Origin of the sequence: Sphingobacterium sp. R2, from assembly GCF_040760075.1 — a bacterium.
Taxonomy (GTDB): Bacteria; Bacteroidota; Bacteroidia; order Sphingobacteriales; family Sphingobacteriaceae; genus Sphingobacterium.
Map to the genome: position 1 here is coordinate 3,419,285 of NZ_CP142884.1, position 20,130 is coordinate 3,439,414.

Genomic DNA, 20,130 nt, shown 5'->3' on the forward strand with positions numbered 1-20,130 from the left:
GAGACGTGAATATTAAAACTTTTAACACCCGGTTAGAGCTGGGACAACATGCAGGAACTGCAGGAATTGAAGCTATTCATGCTGCCATTGCGGCGAGGGGAGAAGCCAACATTATTTTAGCAACCGGACAGAGCCAGTTCGAAACACTAGAAACGCTGGTGGCTACTAGTAATATCGACTGGAGCAAGGTGCGCATGTTCCACCTCGATGAATATATTGGCATGCCAATTAGCCATAAAGCCAGCTTTCGGAAATACTTAACCGAGCGTTTTATCACCCAGGTGGCGACACTGAAGGAAGTTGTACTGATTAATGGTGAAGCGGATCCAGCTGCAGAATGTGAACGTCTGCACCACAAGATTAAAGCACATCCCATCGATGTTGCCTTTGTGGGCATCGGAGAGAACGGTCATTTGGCTTTTAATGATCCTCCTGCTGATTTTGATGTAAAAGATGCTTATCTAATTGTCAATCTGGACGAGCAGTGTCGTCGGCAGCAGTTGGGAGAAGGGTGGTTTGGCTCACTCGCCGAAGTACCGTTGCAGGCTATCAGTATGTCCATACAGCAGATTCTATCGGCTCAGAAAATAATCTGCGCTGTGCCGGATGAACGTAAAGCACTTGCTGTGAAAAATTGCCTCACGCAACCTGTTTCCAATTTGTATCCAGCGAGTATCCTGCAGCAGCATGCCGACTGCACCTGCTACCTGGACGCGGGATCTGCATCGCTTTTAAAATGACGGTATCTTATGACAGCACCAGCACGCGATAGGAAAACTACCTGGGTATCCATAGGCATTATTGGAACAATGTTTTTTATCTTTGGATTTGTATCCTGGATTAATGCCATTCTTATTCCCTATTTTAAAATAGCCTGTGAACTGAGCAATTTTCAATCATACCTTGTTGCTTTTGCATTTTATATCTCTTATCTGCTGATGTCGATGCCTTCCTCGTATCTGCTCAAAAAAATAGGATATAAAAATGGAATCATGGTAGGCTTTTGGATTATGGCCTTGGGGGCATTTTTATTTGTCCCTGCGGCCTATAACAGGGCCTATCCCATCTTTTTGATTGGCCTATTTACGTTGGGAAGTGGATTAGCCCTGTTACAGACAGTCGCCAATCTATACATTACCCTGATTGGTGAAAAGGAACGTGCAGCGCAACGGATTAGTATGATGGGCATTTGTAATAAGGGAGCAGGTATACTAGCACCCTTACTTTTTTCTTATATTATTTTGCGCCCACAGGACAATGAGCTCTTTAAGCAGCTTCCACAGATGACAGAAACGGCCCGTACATTGGCTTTGGATGAATTGATCTTACGTGTGGTTGGCCCGTATACGGTGGTTGGAATTATCTTACTATTGATCGGGTTGTTTGTTAAGTTTTCTATTCTTCCCGAATTGGATCAACAACAAGGTGGAGTAGGGAATGACAGTAGGGAGATCAAGAAAAGTATTTTTCAATACCCACACCTTATTCTGGGGGCTGTGGCAATATTCCTCCATGTAGGTACACAGGTTATCGCGATAGATACGATCATCAATTATGCAGGGGCGATGGGCCTCTCCCTACTGGAAGCCAAAGCACTACCTTCTTATACGCTAACGGCAACAATATTAGGCTACCTATCGGGAATTATATTGATTCCCAAAGTGTTCAGTCAACGCAGAATGCTGCGTTTCAGCACAGTTGTTGGTCTGATTTTGTCTATCTTAGTCGTGTCGACGCATGGACATGTTTTCCTGTTTAATATGGATCTGGATATTTCGATCTGGTTTATTGTATTAATTGGGTTTCCTAATGCACTTATCTGGGCAGGCATATGGCCATTGGCACTTGAAGGGCTCGGTCCATTGGCCAAACAAGGATCCGCACTATTAATTATGGGGCTATGTGGCAATGCTTTACTTCCGCTCCTGTATGGGGTACTGGCCGATACGATCGATCCTAAATCAGCCTATTGGATATTGACGCCATGTTTTTTATACCTCATATTTTATGCCTTTAAAGGGTATCGGATTCAGACATGGGCAGGACAAACAAAAAAATCAACGAACTGATATGTGGATTATAACAAATACCAATATTATAACACCTTACCGCGTGATCGCGGATGGGACAGTATGGATTGCCGAGGGGAAAATTGTGCATATTAGCGAAGGCTATTTGGCAAAAGAAGCTGTCGAAGAAGATTGGTCAGCTGCCCAATGGATGGATGCCGAGGGGCTGTATCTTGCACCGGGTTTTATTGATATACATGTCCATGGCGGTGGCGGCGCTGATTTTATGGACAACAGTGTGTCTGCATTTTTAACTGTTGCCGAAACGCATCTACGCCATGGTACCACGGCCATGCTGCCGACCACCTTGACGAGTGAAAGCGAGGAGCTACTGGAACTTTTCTCCGTCTATGAAGCAGCCCGGGAGCAGAATGTCGAAGGGAGCCGATTTTTGGGTTTGCATCTCGAAGGCCCTTATTTTGCGATGAATCAACGGGGGGCGCAAGATCCCAAGTATATCCGTAATCCGGATCCAAAAGAATACATGCCTATACTTGAACGCTATCACCATCTCATCAGTCGATGGAGTGCGGCTCCTGAGTTGCCCGGAGCACTGGACTTTGGACGGGCTGTGCGCAGTCATGGTATCTTATTGGCTTTGGCACATACCGATGCAGTATATGAGGAGATATTACCTGCGGTCGAAGTTGGATATCGCCTGGCAACCCATTTCTACTCCGGTATGTCCGGTATGAAGCGCATTCATGCGCATCGTTATGCCGGAGTTATTGAGAGCTGCTTTCTATTGGACCAGATCGATGTGGAGATTATCGCAGATGGTGTCCATTTGCCCGAGCCCTTTTTGCGGCTAATTCATAAAGTGAAAGGGGTGGACAAAATGATCCTGATTACTGACGCGATGCGTGCAGCCGGTATGCCCGAGGGTAAAAGTGTGTTGGGAAGCTTGCGTAACGGAACCGAAGTAATCGTCGAGGAAGGAGTAGCCAAGCTAACCGATCGTTCTTCTTTTGCAGGTAGTGTGGCTACTGCAGATCGCCTTGTCCGCACAATGCTCAACAAGGGAGGTGTCAGTTTGGTAGAAGCCGTACAGATGATGACGGTCAACCCCGCAAGACTACTTGGGCTGGATCATAAGATTGGAGCAATAGCTACAGGAATGGAAGCAGATATTGTGCTTTTTGATGAAGATGTGGTCATTCATCACAGTTTTGTTGCTGGTGAATTACGGTACATTAAATAAAGACGACTAAGAGGATCGTTTGGTAGAATCCCGTTCGATTAATTTTCCCGGCAATATCATATCCTGAATTTCAAAATCCCGATTTTTTATATGACGGATGAGTAGTGCACAACTCCTTTTGCCGATCTCCATGGCAGGTTCTTCAATTGTGCTTAAATTGGGTTCTACCACAGTAGCAATAGGATCATTGGTAAATCCGATGACGCCAATGTCCTGGCCTACACGGAGCCCCTGCTGCTTGATTGTCTGAATGGCACCAACGGCTTTGCGGTCATTGGCAGCGAAGATCGCATCTGGACGATCAGGGAGGGCAAGTAACTTCAATGCATCAGTGGCGCCGTGAGCCTGTGAAAAACCCGAATATACAATAAGACGCTGATCGATGATCATATTGTGCTGTTCCAATGCTTGCAGATAGCCATTTAGCCGCTGCTGTGTGAATTGCAGATTTTCGGGGCCGGCGATATGAGCAATGCGCGTATAGCCTTGTCGGATTAGGTATTCGGTCGCCTGTAAGGCTCCTGCAAAATCATCTTGGACAACTTTGGAGGCATCTATATCTTTAGGTACACGATCAAAGAATACGATTGGCATTCCCTTGGCCATCAATTGTTCAAAATGATCGTTTGTGGATGAATCGGAAGAGATCGAAATAAGAAGTCCATCCAGACTGCTCGTTGATAGGTTTTCCAATAGGTTCTGTTCCCGTGCGACATGATCGTTTGTGACATAGAGAATCACATTATAATCGCGTTCATAAGCTTCTTCCTGAATACCTGAAATCACCATCGAAAAATAATAATTGGTGATAAAGGGAATGACCACACCTATATTTTTTGTTGAACCGGAAGCTAAGGCGGAAGCATTTTTATTAGGCTTAAAGTTTAATTTCTTGGCGAGTGCCAGCACCTTTTTTCGGGTTTCGGGATTGACATCGTGGGTATCCCGAAAGGCCCGCGAAACTGTCGATACCGAAATTTGGAGCATCTTAGCGATATCCTTGATGCCTAAAGGATTCTTCATATTTAGATAGAGTTAAAGAATTGCGATACAAAATACTAAAAACTATCGAAAATTGCCCGTTTTACTGTGGTCTACTCGTATAAATTTTAATAATCATTGGATTTATCGGCAAAGTAATGGTTTAGACAGCTGAAATTTTCATCATCCAAACAAACCATTATATCCACACTAACGCCACCAAATAAAGAGTTGTTTGCAACGTTTACCATTGTATCAAATTGGATCGGAGTGATGTGTACTTTAATAATGTTTATTATTTTGTTCATTAGGTTTTCAATACGGTCAGGATTGGTATCTACTATGGGCATTGTGCCTATATTTTTTTTAGTTGCCAAGGTACAAGATAAAAAGAACAAAACACTGCTGACAAAAGAAATTTTATTTTAGTCGTTTTTTATCTTGATTTAAGCTCTGAAGTATACTAATTTAAATCTCGACAATATAAAAAAAAGATTCTGCAGAGATAAAGTGTCTAGGAAGAGATGGTGCCTATTTAGTACGACGGACTACCCATACGATGCCGATAATTTCCGTTTTTTGAAGCTATCTTAATTTATATCTTATTCCAAAGTTTAAATAATTAGGACCAAATGCGTCTTCATCAATATAGTATTTAACTTATAACCGGGATAAACCTATAATTTTTTTACAATGAAAGTTCTATCCCAATTTGGACATTCAGTGGGATGAAATTTTTTCTAACTCCCTTTTCAGATTGTTTCCAGTTCTCGCTATAAAATTCTTCCCCAATACATTTGTGTAAACTTTGAAGATGTTGTTAAAATTGATTAGATCATTACTATAATCAGCACCAATACAATCATACCTTGTTGAAAAAGGTAAAAAAAAGGCTGATCATACTGACCAGCCTATAAAATAAAACATTACAATAAAACGTATTAATCTTAATCGTGTCCTTCGGTTTTAACTATCTTATTGTAAATACCCAATAGTAAAAATGGTGCCGCCCATTGACCAACGAATAGTGCCGTATTATCATTTTTAGTTTTGCAACATTTTAAAGCTGCTGAAATTCCCATTGCTGCCAACGAAGCTGCTAAAAATACAATAGAAGGAATTTTAGATGTTTGGGTTTCGACCTCTTTCGTTACTTTGTCTTCATTTCCTGTTGTAAGTGCCATAGTATTTATATTTTAGTTTATTAGTGAACTACTTTCAAAATAAAATGGTTTTAAAATATTTTTTTTCTTCCTCACTTTGTCCCCAATGTGATCTTATTATAGTCCACATTGTTTTAAAAATGCTTTATAACCGAATTAAGGATTTTTATTCTTTATTACAAATAGTTTATAAATCGAAATGCATCCGGGTATCATTGGTAAAATTGCTGTCCACATTCCAGGAAAATAGTAGTTACCGGTTGTTTTAAAATAGTAGTTTGGCATATTTTCAATAACTTCTCCCGATATTGAATCAGTAATAACATGAGGGTCATTAGGTAGCATATCAGGTTGTATTAGCGGAAAAATGAAGTGTGTGAATTCAGCGACGCCGGGACCGATAAAAATAAACCACGCAACAAACCCTGCAATAGGAATCCTATAATATAAGCCCAATGTAGTTAGTGTATAGATTGTTGGCCCAACGAGCGCAAATATAAGGAGGAATTTCTTTTCACTCCAGGGAATCCCAAATAGTCGGCTCATGGAAGGCGCAAACCCTGTCTGATATTCTTCAATGATATGTACCTGCAGCGCAGCGACAGTAAGGACAAAAAGAGGCAATATCAATGAGGGATGGGTAGGATGGCTCAAGTAGGTTTTCTGCCAGCAGATAAAAGCAATAAACGCCGAGCCTCCCACGATAATTACTGGAGGTAAACCGATTGAAAAATAGCCTACTAAGGTTGCAAGAATCGTAATAATCAGTACGATAATAACGTTGAGCTGTCGACTGAAAAATAATGTTTGTATCATAACAGTATGAATTTTTTACTAAATTACATATCTGTTTACAGGCAGTATTTATCAAATGATAAAATCGCTAATTCTTGCCACGGATTCTGCTCAAAGATACTTGCGTGATACCTAGATATGATGCTAGATCTGCCAAACTGATCCGTTGAAGGAGATATCCCTGATTTTTTAGGAATTTGTTGTATGCGACGATTCCCGTTTCTTCAAGTGAGCGACCTATTCGGTTCATCATTTCGATAACGGCCATCGAAAGAAGTTTACGGTAGAAAGTTTCTATCTGATGATACTTAGCACATAATAGTTGTAAGTCTTTATAAGATATGCAGCTTATTGCGGTATCTTCGAGCGCAACAATTTCGTAATTAGAAGGTTTTTGTTCTATAAAACTATCCAGGACTGAAAAGATATTTGCTTCCGAGAAAAAACGCATGATATACTCCCGGCTATCCGAAGTAAACAACGTTTTTACAAGACCATATTCTAAAAAGAATATTTTATCACAAATTCTTCCCTTTTTGACAATTATGTCTCCTTTTTTAAAGGATTTTGAGGTGATTTTTGATTTAAATTCAAGCAATGCTTCATTATTCACATTAAAGTGAACGTGTACGAATTGTACAAAATCAGGTGGATTATGATTGGAAAAGTTAGTCATCATACGATATAGCTCAATGCCATTATTTTATTTAATTTACGATTGTTTTTCCGAAATGATATAAACAGCGATAAATTGTCCAGTAGCGAAGATGAAATCATATCAAAATTCAAATCCTTATTTCAAATTATTCTTCATCTCGTTCTAGAAAACAATCACGATATTACGCAAAGCTATAAAAAGGCATCCTTTACTTTCTTAAACTATATATTCTTGTTGTGTCGTCAGTGAGTTTTTTAGTATTGTTTGTAAGGGTAGGTGATTCTATTCTGTAATTTATTTTTTTTATAAAAGCAATTTGTATGCGCTACTAACTGTAAAGACCGGAAGACATTTCATTAAATGAATGATGTGTAACACTTAAGTTATCCTCTTTGTTACAAAAGTAATTTGAACAAACGATTGCATTGTATATTTTTTGTTTTATTTAATTGCATTTACAAAATTCGATAGAACAATTAAATTTAAATTATGAGATATCCCAAAGTTACACTACTGCTCGGTGCAGTATTGGCAAGCTTTCTTTCTTGCCAAAAAAGCGAGTTACAGAACAATTTAGAAGCGAAATTATTGCTACGTGCTGCCTCTCCGGGTTTAAGCGGATACGAAGTTCCCTTAGGTGGGAATGCTTTTGTCACTTCGGCACCTTCCGGTGCAGCAGAAGTCATCAATAACAACGGATTGGCAAACTGGAACAATGTCAATAGCGTAATCAGTACCTATGCTAAAGTTCCACAATCAGGCGCTTTGCGTGTTAAAATAAGAGCTAAAGTGTTACCTTCAGGCGATAGCAGTACGGTGAAATTAACAATCAATGGTATAAGCAAACAAGTCAAACTTAAAGGTGGAGCATTAAAAGATTACACGGTCGGTACCTATTCGCTAAATGCCGCGGGATATGTAAAAATGGATCTTCAAGGTGTAACCAAGTCAGGCGGTTATTTTGCAGATGTATCACACTTGATTTTAGATAGTTCGGCAACAAATGGCGCGGTGATTTATAGCGACAACAATGTCGATAACACCTACTATTGGTCGCGGCGGGGTCCATCCGGCCATTTGAATTATACCATTCCAACAAATCAGCAAGTATCCTATTATTATAGCGAGGTGAAAGTGCCTGCCGGAGAAGATAAGATAGGTTCTTACTTTATGGCAAATGGGTTCGGTCAAGGATATTTTGGTATGCAGGTCAATTCAGCGACAGAGCGCAGAATACTATTTTCTGTCTGGAGTCCATATAGCACCGATAACCCATCCCAAATACCAGCAGAGGATCGCATCACATTAAATAGAAAAGGGACAAATACGACAACAGGTGAGTTTGGTGGCGAAGGTTCGGGTGGACAAAGCTACCTCAAGTATAACTGGACTGCCGCCACTACCTATAAATTTTTATTGAAGGGAGAACCTGATAACAATGGAAGCACTGATTTTACGGCCTGGTTTAATGATCCTTCGACCAATAATTGGATACTCATTGCAAGCTGGAAACGTCCCAAAACAAACACCTATTTAACGGGCTTTCATAGCTTCCTCGAAAACTTCAATGCCGACAACGGATTCCTTGGCCGTTCAGCAGAATATAGTAATCAATGGGTTCGTACAGCTACTGGAACTTGGCTGAAAGTTGTGGAAAGTACCTTTACAGTTGATGCGACCTATTCAAATAACCAGCGTATAGACGCTATTGGCGGAATAACCGGAAACAGCTTCTTCCTCAAAAATGGTGGTTTTTTCAATACTGTCGTCAATCCCGGAACGAAGTTTACACTACCAAGTTATGGAACAGCACCTTCAATAAATTTAACAACACTACCTTAACAGACATATTTACAGTATTATTCATACTTTACACCCATTATAAAAGGGACAATACTTCATTAAGAAGTATTGTCCCTTTTTAAAGTCAATATTACAATAACAATTCTTCTCCTTGTTTTTGGTATAGTTAGATCATCCATTCATCGCTAATTATCACTTATATTGATTTTCGTTGCGACATGCACATGGTTACCTAAATTTGCCTCTTCCTGATCCTGTTGACGGATAAAATCAATTAGTCGCTCCAATTCTCCGTTGGCATCATCCCACCATTTAATGGACCATATCCTATGGAATATAAATCCATATCTTTCAAGTTGCTCCTGGCGGAAGCTGTCCCAAGCGTAAGCCTCACGACTGTTATGGTATTTTGCGCCATCACATTCTATTGCGATTATTGGTTTGTGGCTTATTTTTGATTTTACAACGATATCAATCCTAAAACCGCCTAAGGAATGCTGCTGTTCTAAACGATCTGTGCCAATATGCTGTGCAAGTTGTTCAAATACTTCATCTTCAAACGGAGACTCGGACCCTAAGCTAAATTCCGCGGGTTCATACAGTTTATCTGTACAATACTGACTTAATAATTCAAGAATGCCCTTTCGCAAATCGTCATTCCCTTCACTTACCGCTTTCGCATAGGTAAAGTAAGCGTACATAATACCACGTCCTTTATTGCCATTCTGCTGGATAAGATTTGGGTACTGACCAACATACTCCTGCGGGAAAGAAGTACATACATACACTTTAGACCGCGCTCGAGTAATGATTACATTCAACATGCGATGTCCCTTGCCCTGTATAATCGGACCAAAGTTTTGACTAAAGGAGCCGTCGGCTTTTCGCCCAAATGTCGTTGAGAGAATGATAATATCCCGTTCGTCGCCCTGAATGTTTTCGAGATTTTTAACAAAGAATGATTCTCCTGCCTGCGCCATTAAACTGTCGAATACAGGGTCATGCTGGCGAACTGCACTCAGTTCCTCCAGGATTAAGTTGCGTTGATAGATATTGAACGTAGCAACACCTACGCTTGGGATACTATCTTTGGCATCCTTCATGATCTGTTGTAACAATTCGACCACTTTCAATGCCTCTTGCTTATTTACTTGCCCTTCATATAATCCATCAATCTGTAAGTATTCGATAGGAGTGTAGTGCTCCTTTGCCGGAACAGGCATTAACCTATTTCCATAAAACGCATGATTGGAGAAGTCGATGAGATACGGGTGTTTAGAGCGGTAATGGACTTTTAGATAAGATTCAACGAACCCCTTGTCTACCGCATAAGCGAGTAAGGATTCGCTATCTGCAAGGTTAAGCTGAGCAGCTTGTAGCGCAGTCCGATCTGAAAATTCATCTTCGGAGTCTTTTGTCTCATCATCAATTGGGTCAAGCAGCGCTCCACTTCCCTCGAAGTAAGAGGAGGGAGCCATCTGGTGCTTATCACCGGACACAATTTTAGCCTTCCCTCGGATCAGGGCCGCGTACGTATCTTCGAGACGCAGCTGACTGGCCTCATCGAATATGACCACATCAAAAATTCCTTCCTGCAGCGGCAGTATCGAACTGCAGACGGAAGGATTGACCAATAGCACAGGAAAAAAATCTGTAAACAATTCAAATTCTCTGTTCACAATAGTGCGGAGTGAATTGCGACGCATTCCCTTAGCTCCCTTTTTGTTAAACAAACTATTTATGTTTTGTCCTCTTGATTTGAACTTTCCTACAGCGTCAGCCTGTTTTTCCGTCCACAAAGCAATAATGCTATTCAGCTGCGCATTATTAAACTCTTGTTTCTGCTGCTGATATTGTTTTAGTTGGTAATCGCTTTTTGGCAATTCCTGTGGTTCATTTGTCGTGAGTATCCAATACAAATACCAGCATTCAAAAGCATCAGCCCAATGGTCTTTAAGATGTATGCTGATTCGGGTAATAAGCTTTTGTTGCACTTCGTCCACTGAAAGGAAAAATGATTTCCACTCATGATAGCTACGGAAATCACTCACACGTTCATTGAACATTGTCATGGTATGCTTAATCGTATGACATAAGTCCTGTGCAGCCTGAAGACCTGTATACGGCAGAAATACCCCATTCGTTATATTTCCTGTTAACTGGTTACTCTCAATATCGTCAAACGAGTTTTGTAGATTCCGATAGGCATCAGCGCGTGCCGCGTAATAGTCACGAAAATGATTAAAATGCCTTAATTGGAAAGTAACTCTCTCAATTAGATAAGGTACTGCTTCAATCAAGCCGTTGATATCAGTAACTGGGGTTGTTGGAACGATATTGTAATCAGCGATCAGCATTTGCTCAATACTATCCAATTTTTGAAGTAGGGGAGCTACTTGCGCTTTTAGTTCACTCAGTTCAGTATGAAAATGATGATCATTAATATTAGCCAAATAGCTATCTATCGTATAAGGATATTGTTCTTTCCAAGTCGCTGCTTTTTGTCGTAGTTCCTCAATATTGTTGAGATAAATGGATAAATCGGTCGTTTCCAAATGGTCGTTATATTGATGTTCAATATAATTTTTCTGAACATGGAATGATCTTACCTGCGCGATGCGATTCTTTAATTCAATTCTCGTTTGTTTTATTTGCTTATGCTTTCCCGAGAATATACTCAACAAGCTTGTTTTAAATTTTGCGGCACTACTATTATCTAATAAGTTATTACCATATTGCGCAATGCTTGACTCAGCGTAGCCAAGATAAGTTGATAGTGCATGGCTTAGCAATGAATAATAGCTGTTGTAATGTTGTTGCAAAGCATCATCATATTGCTTGAAAAATTGTAGTGCTTTAATCCGAACAGATTGTAATCCTACGACAATTTCATTGATTCGCTGTTCCTGAGGAAAAGTAGAGGGTAATTCGTCTTCCTTCACTGAATCTCCAATACAAAATGCTAAATAGGGCTTAAAATCTTGCTGCATTATTGCGGGGATGCCGCTCAAAAAATCATCAGCCCACTGCTTTCCAATTACTTGAAGTTCAGTAATAACCTGCTCAATAGTTGGAATTTGTTTATGAGCGTATGCAATAAAATCTTCAATTCTTACACGTGATGGTCCAACCTGTTGATCTAAAAATAGATCGTCTGATAGTGGGCTAAATATGGAATGAACTTGATGCGATTGTTTATATAAATTATGGCTATGCTTCAAAACAACCAGTGTCCTTTCCAGTTCTGTGTCATCCTGAGCAAAATTAAAGTCCTCTTTCGATATAATATTCTTGAGCGGCACTTGGTTAAAGTTTTTTAATAAAGCCAAATACCGTCCGACGATCTGCGGCCAACTTTTATCTCCGTAGACCGTTTCAGCTAAGGCAGCATGCTGTGCGTTGATACGTTCAGCTGATTCCTTGAGTTTTGACTTTATCGTATCATACTGGTTTTGAGCCTGCCTTACTGAGATGTGAAACGGAACTGCGATCTGACGTTCTCTGACAGAATCTACGATTGCTTCACGGGCATCGTTCACATCATCAATTACACCTACTAGAGCGCCGATCTGAGGATTTGTACGTTCGATATTTGCCTTGATCACATCAAGCGCTGTTTTCTTTTCGCAGACGACCAGACACTTTAGTCCATTGGCAAGAGCATTTGTTATCAGTGCAGTTAATGATTGACTTTTGCCCGTCCCTGGAGGGCCTTGAATTATTTGATTCGGTTCATTTCCGAGAGCACTTATTATGGCCTGTTGGCTTGGGTCGGTCTCTACGGCACTGAAAGGTGTCGTCGATAGATTTTCCACTTTAAGCTCATCAAATTCAAAAGTATCGAAGCGATCCAATAAGCGGGAAATGTCGGTGATAATACTCTCTTTTTGCGCTCTGAACAAACCAAAAATACCACCAAAATGAATGTAAGCTTTGTTATTGGCGATAGCATCTATCTGGGATGCTTCGGGTAATACGTTAATAGCTGTTTCAAAGTTTTTGCGTAGCACCTCAAGTATCTGCTCTATACTATTCGCATTGAGCGCTTCCAGTACTTCAGCACAAGCATTCACTAGTTCGTTGCTATCAATCAGTGAGTCTTCTAAGGCTTCATTAGCAAGATTGGGGAGAGTAATATCATCTTCACTTTTGATAAAAGAAAGGAGGACCTCGTTGATACTAATGGGGTGAATATCTGAATCCACTATTTTTCCATTCGCTTGAACCACCTTATTTCGCAAAAACGACCATTCATTGACTTTGTTTTTAGATTTAACGGCCTCTAGTTGCCAAATGAATAATGGGGCTTTTATGATTTTCGAGGGGTCTTTTGAAGATCTTTTTATAAGAATAGGATAGCCGAATCCGAGGGTCTTCATCCCATGTTCTTTAAAATAATCTTCATTTTCTATGATGATCGAGTTCAGTCGTTTCGAAATTAAGGTCAGTTTCTTTTGAGTTTCCGCATCTTTCTCATTAAGGTCTATTGTATCAAATGAAATCTTAAATTCAACGTGTGCTTTGGTCAACAACGTATCCAAAAATAATTTGGCGAGGCCATCCTCGATGAGGTCAAGCTGCTGGAGGTCTAACCGGGTGGCCAACCGCCCTGGCAATGCATTTAAATGAATAGAGCGCGCGTTGCCGCCTTTTAATTTACTCTGTAATGATTGCAGGAAAATCTTGGATGACATAACTGTAATATTTGTATTTATCCTAATATACAAATATTCGGTATAATCAGCAATGGAATCAAATTGCCTAACCAAAGCAGGTCAACAATTTTGGTACACACCTTTTCCTATTTAAAATAAACTTTTCTACCAATTCCAGAGAAGTAAGTTTGTTTGTGCCCTAGATTTTTGCCTTTCGTACACATGGACTGTTAGATCAATAAATCATTAAAATATGGGTTGGAAGGTCAAATTCAAAGTTTAAAGTGGTTTTTTAATGACCAGTATTTAACGCATAAACTGTGTTATATTTGGTTTATGCATTTTATTCTATACATTAGTTGTGTAATACCTGTCGCTTAATCCAGTACTGCGGTGAGATTAGGATTAATTACAAATTTGCCTTCTGCCGTCTCTTGGATAAAATCTGACAGATTAATATGAAGCATTAATGTATGGTTTTCATTCGGTAAAAGCTTACTGTCGGCTGCGATATTCACCGCGATAATTTGTGCTTGTGGCGTGTGTAAAGCATAGGGAAGGTCATCTATGATTATTTCATTCCCTGTAGGGGCTACCTTTAGCATAACTTCCTGTAGCGTGCCATGGGGCACATACCCACCCGCGACGATGCTATCCTTTCGAATTCCCAGGATGTTTACCCTTTTATTTGCCTCGATTTTTCCGCCACCTGCAGACGTGCGGGTCCATAGCTGTTGGATCTCGAGGTGGACTGCATCATACGGATCACCTACACTTTTTACCTTCACTTTTAAGTGCGCCTGCTCGGGTGCGGGGCTATCGTCCTCATGGCAGCTAACTAAAAGTATGAGGAGGGCCACGCCCATAAGATACAAGAGGGTAGAAACCCTGCTGGCGGTTAACTTTGTGTCTTTTCTACTAAAAATAAGGGTCATAATTGTTTTTTAAGTTGAACACAAGGGAAGTCGGCATCGTTTGTTTTTTTTAAAATAGGATGATTAGTGAACCTAATTACACTATACCCACCCCATTTGATCTGCTAAAGGCAAATTGTTGAGGTAATAAAAAGACAATTCAACAGATCGATAGCAGGTATTAGTTATACGTTTCATTTGACACGAGTAAAAAAAAAATAGATCCAGTGTAACTAAATGGAGAAAGCTCCTCGACTGTTATAACCGATCGAAAAATCACTGCTAATATTCCTTTACAAGTAATGTCTGTTGACGACATCAAGGGCTAATGGGATTTGGTACGGCACCGTATGAAATTATAAGCTTGTTAATTATTGCAGAAAAACTCAAAGTTGCACCTACTAGACCTGCCGCTCAATATATAGAAGATAAATAAGTAAATTCTACAATTTCATTTATTCCAAGTGTAATACATTGTTATCGCTTTTATTCTTGAATAAGAAGATTTTTTTTAGCTTTGCTTTACAATCTGCCTAAATGCTTAATTATAAAAAATATAGCGACTATGATCTCCTGAACCTCTTCAATACCGATGATGAGCGCGTGTTAATAGAAATTTATGACCGATACTGGGATAAGATGTTGGCTGTTGCATGTAATCGCTTGGGCAATCTGCAGGAAGCTGAAGAATGTGTGCAGGATGTGCTTTGTAAACTTTGGAAACTTCGCTCAACTTTCAGTTTGCAAAATGAAAAACTATCCAGTTACCTAGCACGGGCAGTCCGCAATCAGACCTTCAACATCATCTATCAGAATAAGCAGAAACGCCAAAAATTAGCAGGATACAGCCCGCAAGAGGATGTCATCGATTCCATTTCGCCAGAGCGGAAACTTATCATTCAGGAGCTCCAACAACAGATTGATAAGGCCATCAAAAACTTGCCGCCACAGTGTCAGCTTGTTTTTGTTATGAACAAAAATGAAGGCCTCACAACGAAAGAGATCGCTGACAAGCTCAATTTGTCAGAAAATACGGTCAAATCCCACCTTAAAAAAGCGAAAAAAGATCTAGGAAACAATACCGAATTTCTTACAATCATTGTTTTTTTCTCGATTTACCTTCGCTAATAAAAAAAATTGTTGGGCAGACTCACCCTACCCATCTTTTTTACTGTCTATTTAGATAGGAAACACCCTTACTACCAATTTTTAATTCATGCATAACGATCTTAATTATATAGAAGATTTAATAGTCAAATTTCAGACGGGTATAATTTCTCCGCAGGAATTGGCCGAACTCACGGAATGGTACAACAGTTATTCGGACGAGGAGGTGACCATCGTTACTGATGAGCCTTTGCAAAAGGAACAGGTCCGAGAGCGTATGCTGAGCGGTCTACTCACCAAGATCAGGATCGATCAGCCAGCAGTTAAAACCAATGTTTATAGGATGCAGGCGAAACTTTGGGCTGCTTCTGTAGCCGTGTTGTTGATACTTTCATTGTTGGCCTGGTTTGGAATTAACAGAAATAAGCACGTGAAATCTCCGGATTTTGCAGTACAGTCCTCCTCAGATACTATTTTGCCCGGTGGGCCCCGGGCAGTTCTCCTTTTAGCGGACGGGCAAAAGGTCGTGCTAGATACTGCACAAGACGGAATTGTTGTGGATGGTGCGATTCATTATGCAGACGGAAGAAGCTTAGCGAGTAATGTCGATCTGGATAAGATGAGCGATTTGCAATTGTATGTTCCCAAAGGTGGCGTCTATCACATTACCTTATCAGACGGTACACAGGTCTGGTTAAACTCCGATTCACGATTACGTTATCCCGCAAAGTTCGCATCTACTGAAAGAGAAGTGGCGCTAGATGGAGAAGCATTTTTTATGGTAAAAGGGCAGTTCAGCACGAAAGGACAGCGTATTCCTTTTTTCGTAAAGACCCAAAGGCAGACCGTAGAGGTCCTCGGTACACAATTCAATGTCAACGGATACTCCACGCAGGCATTTGCAAAAACAACCTTGTTGGAAGGCAAAGTCAATATCCATGTAGCTGACCAAAGAATTATTCTGAAACCGGGACAGCAGGCCAGCACCCGCGGAAATCTGACAAAAATAAAAACTTTAGATGCGCAGATGGAGATTGCCTGGAAGGAGGGCAAATTTAATTTTGACGGTAAATCCTTTGAAGAAACAATGGCTGAAATAGGTCGTTGGTATGATTTAACGATTAAGTATAACGGCAAGATACCAAACGTCGAATTGGTGGGGGATGCCTATCGCAATGAAAAAATTAACCTTGTACTGCGGTTGCTGGATGCCGCAGATGTTCGTTACCAACTGGATATCCACAAGCGAGAGCTTATTATTTATTAAAAAAACTATTTACCTAAACTACGATGATGATGAGACAGACCTATTGACCAGAAAGAGAGCCGAATAAAAGAAGGAAAGGACGGCCATCCTTTCCTTTGATTATCGGTTGCACCAAAACCAAACCAACTTAATTAGCAGATTTTGCACTAACCAAACCCACGTAAATTTAATGAATAAAAATTACTTATTAAAAGTGATGAGAATTACACTATTCTTACTATTGACTGGAATATGCGCTGTGAGTGCTAAAAGTTATTCACAACAAATTACCTTCAAAGGCCGTAATGTTTCCCTGGAGACAGTGATTCAAGCCATTCGCCAGCAAACGGGCTATAGCATTTTCAGTACCAAGCATGCCCTAAGCAGTACTGTGCCTCTTACGATAGACGTCAAAAATATGGAACTGGATCATTTTCTCAGCATAGTGACGCGCAATCAGCCTGTAACGTATCAGGTAGAAGATCGAACGATTTCTTTTTTTAATTCAGAAAAAAACAATCCGAAAATCCAGTCCGCTGAAATTTTTACTCAACAGCAACGCATTACCGGAAGAGTTATCCATGCCGAGTCAGGTGAGCGCATTGAGCGTGTCACTGTACAGATAAAGGGAACAAATAGGGTAACGACCACCGATGCAGAAGGGCTGTTTCAGTTGCTTGCTACAAGCCTACAAGACGAAAACCTTATTATACTATTCCGTCACCTCGGTATGAAACCTAAAGAAGTTGTTTACAGCGGTCAAAAGTTTCTTGACGTAAAACTTGAACCCGCTGCTGCTACTGAAATCAAAGATGTTGTTGTTACAGGGATCTACCAACGTAACAAGGAAAGTTTTACCGGCTCTTCCTCCACTTATACAGCCAAGGAATTGAAGATGGTGGGTAATCAGAATGTATTGCAGAGCCTTAAAACCTTGGATCCCTCTTTCGCCATTGTGGATAATAACCAGTTTGGATCTGATCCGAATCGCTTACCCGATATCGAGATTAGGGGCAAAAGCAGTGTGATTGGCATCACTGACGAATACAGTTCCAACCCCAATCAGCCACTTTTTATTTTAGACGGTTTTGAGAGTACGTTGGCCGTGATAGCGGATCTCAGTATGGATCGTGTCGAAAGCATCACTTTACTCAAGGATGCCGCCGCGTCGGCCATTTACGGCTCTAAAGCCGCCAATGGGGTGGTGGTGGTTGAAACAAAACGCCCTATACCCGGACAGCTACGGATCAACTATACACTCAATGGTAGCGTTAGCTTTGCAGACCTCACTGACTACAACCTCATGAATGCTGAAGAAAAATTACAATTTGAGTTGTTGTCTGGCTTCTATGGCATGCTCGATGACAAAGGGCAGATTATATTAGGGGCTAATCCCGTCAGTGAAGCTAATTATTTAGAGCGCTTAAGAGAAGTGCGCCGCGGTGTCAATACCTATTGGGCAAACGAACCCTTGCGCACTGCGGTTAATCAACGGCATACACTTTTTGCAGAAGGTGGCGACCAAAGCTTACGGTATAGCGTTTCTGTTAACCATGGTATTGTCAACGGCGTCATGAAAGCTTCAGACCGAAAGACAACTAACGGCAATATTCGTCTCTTGTATCGAAAAGGAGATTTATCATTTACCAATTCATTGAGTATTGACCATGTAGTGGCGAATAAGGAAGTTTCTCCTTTTTCCACATTTTCGAGGGCCAATCCCTATCATCGCAAATACGATGAAAATGGAAATCTCAAAATGGTATTGGAAGACTTTAGCGCGAGTCGCTCCGGTTATGATCCAATTTATAGCCCTTTTTACGACCTCAACAATTTGAACATAAATACACAGGGATCCGAGGGTTTTACCAATAATTTTGAGATCGAGTGGCGCATGTTGCCCGAGTTGCGGGCAAGAGGGCGTTTTGGTCTGCGCAGTTTAAATTTGCACGATGAAATATTCCGCTCGCCCTTCAATGTGGAATTCGTGGGTACAGACCAATTGCAAAAAGGATCCTATCAGGAAAACAATGGTAAGAATGTGAATTATGACGGCGATTTTAGTCTCACCTATGGGAAGCTCTTCGCAGACAAACATATGCTCAATGCGGTACTGGGAGCACGAATGGAGCAGGCCACTAACAAACGTAGTAGTTATCAGGTCCGAGGGTTTATTGATGATGAGTTCTCAAACCCAAATTTCGCTTTAGGCTATCCCGAAGGACAACGTGCGGACTACACGCAATCCAAGCGGCGTGGTGCTAGCTTCTTTATGAATATGGGCTATTCTTACGATAAACGCTATCTGTTGGATGCGACCTTAAGATCTGACGGTTCTTCGGTATTTGGATCCGAACGTCAGCTTTCGACCATATGGTCTTTAGGTTTAGCCTGGAACGCACATAACGAAAGCTTTTTCAACCAGTTTCATTGGATTGATCAATTGCGTTTGAGAGCTACGATTGGTAATCCCGGTAATCAGAATTTCGACGATTATATATCGATGCGTGTTTACCGTTATAATAATGAAAACCGTAATCCCTTTGGGGCGAGTACAATTATCAGCAATATGGGCAATAGCGGACTACGCTGGCAGACAACGTTGGACCGCAATTTAGGCCTGGATCTTACGACATTTAAAAGCCGACTTCGCCTCAATCTCGATTATTTTGTAAAGAGTACAGATCCCTTATTGGTGCTTGTTTCATTACCCACCTCTACAGGTGTAAATACAGTGGCTAAAAATATGGGCGCACAGGTTACCCATGGTTTTACAATAGCTGGAGATTACACATTGCTTCGACGAGAGCAATTCAACTGGCGTGTCAACCTAAATATGCGACAGCTAAAAGCAGAATATCAAAATATTGGCAATCAGCTCAACAATTTTAACGAGGCCAATAAAAGCCGTAATCTCATCCGCTATTATGACGGAGGCAGTCCATCTGACCTTTGGGCCGTGCGGTCTTTGGGTATCGATCCCGCGACCGGACGGGAGGTCTTCCTAAATAAGAATGACCAACAGACTTTTGTGCATGATTACAGCGATGAAGTCGTTGTGGGAAACAGCGATCCCGACCTCGAAGGAATATTAGGTACCAGCTTCTACTACAAGGGTTTTTCGGCTTCGGTTAACTTGCGCTACAGATGGGGTGGACAATCATTTATGCAGACACTTTTTGAAAAGGTAGAAAATATTTCGGCAAGGGATGTCGCACTTAATCAGGATAAACGGGCATTGTACGACCGCTGGAAGCAACCGGGAGATGAGGCAAAATTCAAAGCGATTTCCAATACAGACCAGACACCCATTTCATCGCGGTTTGTTGCGGATAACAATATGCTCGTCGGTGAGGCATTTTCGGTTGGCTACGAGACTACTACCGCTGGTTGGTTAAGATCGATCCGCGCCTCTTCGGTAACTTTTAGGGCTTATATGAATGATATCTTTCATCTTTCGACCATAACAAATGAACGCGGAATAGATTATCCCTTCGCACGGTCAGTCTCATTTTCGGCTGGCATTCGGTTTTAATAA

Annotated in this window: 14 protein-coding genes; 7 read left to right on the forward strand and 7 right to left on the reverse strand. The window is 40.9% G+C overall.

The window, feature by feature from the left end; translation table 11 throughout:
- Nucleotides 1-5: 5 nt before the first annotated feature.
- Genes VXM68_RS14075 through nagA form a run of 3 tightly spaced genes read left to right on the forward strand, consistent with a single transcriptional unit; the run spans nt 6 to nt 3,270 of the window.
- Nucleotides 6-740, forward strand: a complete 735-nt coding sequence (locus VXM68_RS14075) for a glucosamine-6-phosphate deaminase (protein WP_367209068.1) — start codon at nt 6-8, stop codon at nt 738-740.
- Nucleotides 741-749: 9 nt separating this feature from the next.
- The gene (locus VXM68_RS14080; RefSeq protein WP_367209069.1) at nt 750-2,069 is read left to right on the forward strand and encodes a sugar MFS transporter; all 1,320 of its coding nucleotides are present in this window, start codon (nt 750-752) and stop codon (nt 2,067-2,069) included.
- A gap of 1 nt (nt 2,070) precedes the next feature.
- A complete protein-coding gene (gene nagA, locus VXM68_RS14085) occupies nt 2,071-3,270 on the forward strand; it encodes an N-acetylglucosamine-6-phosphate deacetylase (protein WP_367209070.1) in 1,200 nt (399 codons plus the stop codon).
- Between the two features lie 6 nt (nt 3,271-3,276).
- Here nagA and VXM68_RS14090 read toward each other — a convergent pair whose 3' ends face one another.
- The 5 genes from VXM68_RS14090 to VXM68_RS14110 all read right to left on the reverse strand — a co-directional run bounded on the left by VXM68_RS14090 (nt 3,277) and on the right by VXM68_RS14110 (nt 6,888).
- Nucleotides 3,277-4,293: a LacI family DNA-binding transcriptional regulator gene (locus VXM68_RS14090; RefSeq protein ID WP_367209071.1), complete on the reverse strand. Its 1,017-nt coding sequence runs from the start codon at nt 4,291-4,293 to the stop codon at nt 3,277-3,279.
- A gap of 86 nt (nt 4,294-4,379) precedes the next feature.
- The gene (locus VXM68_RS14095) at nt 4,380-4,601 is read right to left on the reverse strand and encodes a hypothetical protein (protein WP_367209072.1); all 222 of its coding nucleotides are present in this window, start codon (nt 4,599-4,601) and stop codon (nt 4,380-4,382) included.
- A gap of 597 nt (nt 4,602-5,198) precedes the next feature.
- Nucleotides 5,199-5,435, reverse strand: coding sequence for a hypothetical protein (locus tag VXM68_RS14100; RefSeq protein WP_293888430.1), 237 nt, complete (start codon nt 5,433-5,435; stop codon nt 5,199-5,201).
- 135 nt (nt 5,436-5,570) lie between these two features.
- On the reverse strand, nt 5,571-6,230 hold the full coding sequence (locus tag VXM68_RS14105; RefSeq protein ID WP_367209073.1) for a hypothetical protein: 660 nt from the start codon (nt 6,228-6,230) through the stop codon (nt 5,571-5,573).
- Between the two features lie 67 nt (nt 6,231-6,297).
- Nucleotides 6,298-6,888: a Crp/Fnr family transcriptional regulator gene (locus VXM68_RS14110; RefSeq protein ID WP_367209074.1), complete on the reverse strand. Its 591-nt coding sequence runs from the start codon at nt 6,886-6,888 to the stop codon at nt 6,298-6,300.
- 468 nt (nt 6,889-7,356) lie between these two features.
- Here VXM68_RS14110 and VXM68_RS14115 point away from each other — a divergent pair, with 468 nt between their 5' ends.
- Complete coding sequence (locus VXM68_RS14115; protein ID WP_367209075.1) at nt 7,357-8,709, forward strand: DUF3472 domain-containing protein; 1,353 nt, start codon at nt 7,357-7,359, stop codon at nt 8,707-8,709.
- 146 nt (nt 8,710-8,855) lie between these two features.
- On the opposite strand, the gene VXM68_RS14120 is transcribed toward VXM68_RS14115, so the two are convergent.
- Both VXM68_RS14120 and VXM68_RS14125 read right to left on the reverse strand, forming a co-directional pair.
- Complete coding sequence (locus tag VXM68_RS14120; RefSeq protein ID WP_294184355.1) at nt 8,856-13,364, reverse strand: AAA domain-containing protein; 4,509 nt, start codon at nt 13,362-13,364, stop codon at nt 8,856-8,858.
- A 338-nt stretch (nt 13,365-13,702) separates the two neighbouring features.
- Nucleotides 13,703-14,260 (reverse strand): DUF4382 domain-containing protein, encoded by a 558-nt coding sequence (locus VXM68_RS14125; RefSeq protein WP_367209076.1) that lies wholly within the window; start codon nt 14,258-14,260, stop codon nt 13,703-13,705.
- 516 nt (nt 14,261-14,776) lie between these two features.
- Between VXM68_RS14125 and VXM68_RS14130 the strand changes: the two genes are divergently transcribed.
- The 3 genes from VXM68_RS14130 to VXM68_RS14140 all read left to right on the forward strand — a co-directional run bounded on the left by VXM68_RS14130 (nt 14,777) and on the right by VXM68_RS14140 (nt 20,127).
- The gene (locus tag VXM68_RS14130; RefSeq protein WP_367209077.1) at nt 14,777-15,367 is read left to right on the forward strand and encodes an RNA polymerase sigma factor; all 591 of its coding nucleotides are present in this window, start codon (nt 14,777-14,779) and stop codon (nt 15,365-15,367) included.
- Between the two features lie 88 nt (nt 15,368-15,455).
- Nucleotides 15,456-16,613: a FecR family protein gene (locus VXM68_RS14135; protein ID WP_367209078.1), complete on the forward strand. Its 1,158-nt coding sequence runs from the start codon at nt 15,456-15,458 to the stop codon at nt 16,611-16,613.
- 196 nt (nt 16,614-16,809) lie between these two features.
- Nucleotides 16,810-20,127 carry a SusC/RagA family TonB-linked outer membrane protein gene (locus VXM68_RS14140; RefSeq protein ID WP_367209079.1) on the forward strand — a complete coding sequence of 1,106 codons (3,318 nt, stop codon included), beginning with the start codon at nt 16,810-16,812 and terminating at the stop codon, nt 20,125-20,127.
- Nucleotides 20,128-20,130 lie beyond the last annotated feature (3 nt).

Coding starts and splice junctions, on each gene's coding strand:
- VXM68_RS14080 (WP_367209069.1), top strand. CDS start 750: ATGACAGCACCAGCACGCGATAGGAAAACTACCTGGGTATCCATAGGC.
- VXM68_RS14090 (WP_367209071.1), bottom strand. CDS start 4,293: ATGAAGAATCCTTTAGGCATCAAGGATATCGCTAAGATGCTCCAAATT.
- nagA (WP_367209070.1), top strand. CDS start 2,071: ATGTGGATTATAACAAATACCAATATTATAACACCTTACCGCGTGATC.
- VXM68_RS14110 (WP_367209074.1), bottom strand. CDS start 6,888: ATGATGACTAACTTTTCCAATCATAATCCACCTGATTTTGTACAATTC.
- VXM68_RS14100 (WP_293888430.1), bottom strand. CDS start 5,435: ATGGCACTTACAACAGGAAATGAAGACAAAGTAACGAAAGAGGTCGAA.
- VXM68_RS14120 (WP_294184355.1), bottom strand. CDS start 13,364: ATGTCATCCAAGATTTTCCTGCAATCATTACAGAGTAAATTAAAAGGC.
- VXM68_RS14115 (WP_367209075.1), top strand. CDS start 7,357: ATGAGATATCCCAAAGTTACACTACTGCTCGGTGCAGTATTGGCAAGC.
- VXM68_RS14140 (WP_367209079.1), top strand. CDS start 16,810: ATGAGAATTACACTATTCTTACTATTGACTGGAATATGCGCTGTGAGT.
- VXM68_RS14095 (WP_367209072.1), bottom strand. CDS start 4,601: ATGCCCATAGTAGATACCAATCCTGACCGTATTGAAAACCTAATGAAC.
- VXM68_RS14130 (WP_367209077.1), top strand. CDS start 14,777: ATGCTTAATTATAAAAAATATAGCGACTATGATCTCCTGAACCTCTTC.
- VXM68_RS14105 (WP_367209073.1), bottom strand. CDS start 6,230: ATGATACAAACATTATTTTTCAGTCGACAGCTCAACGTTATTATCGTA.
- VXM68_RS14135 (WP_367209078.1), top strand. CDS start 15,456: ATGCATAACGATCTTAATTATATAGAAGATTTAATAGTCAAATTTCAG.
- VXM68_RS14125 (WP_367209076.1), bottom strand. CDS start 14,260: ATGACCCTTATTTTTAGTAGAAAAGACACAAAGTTAACCGCCAGCAGG.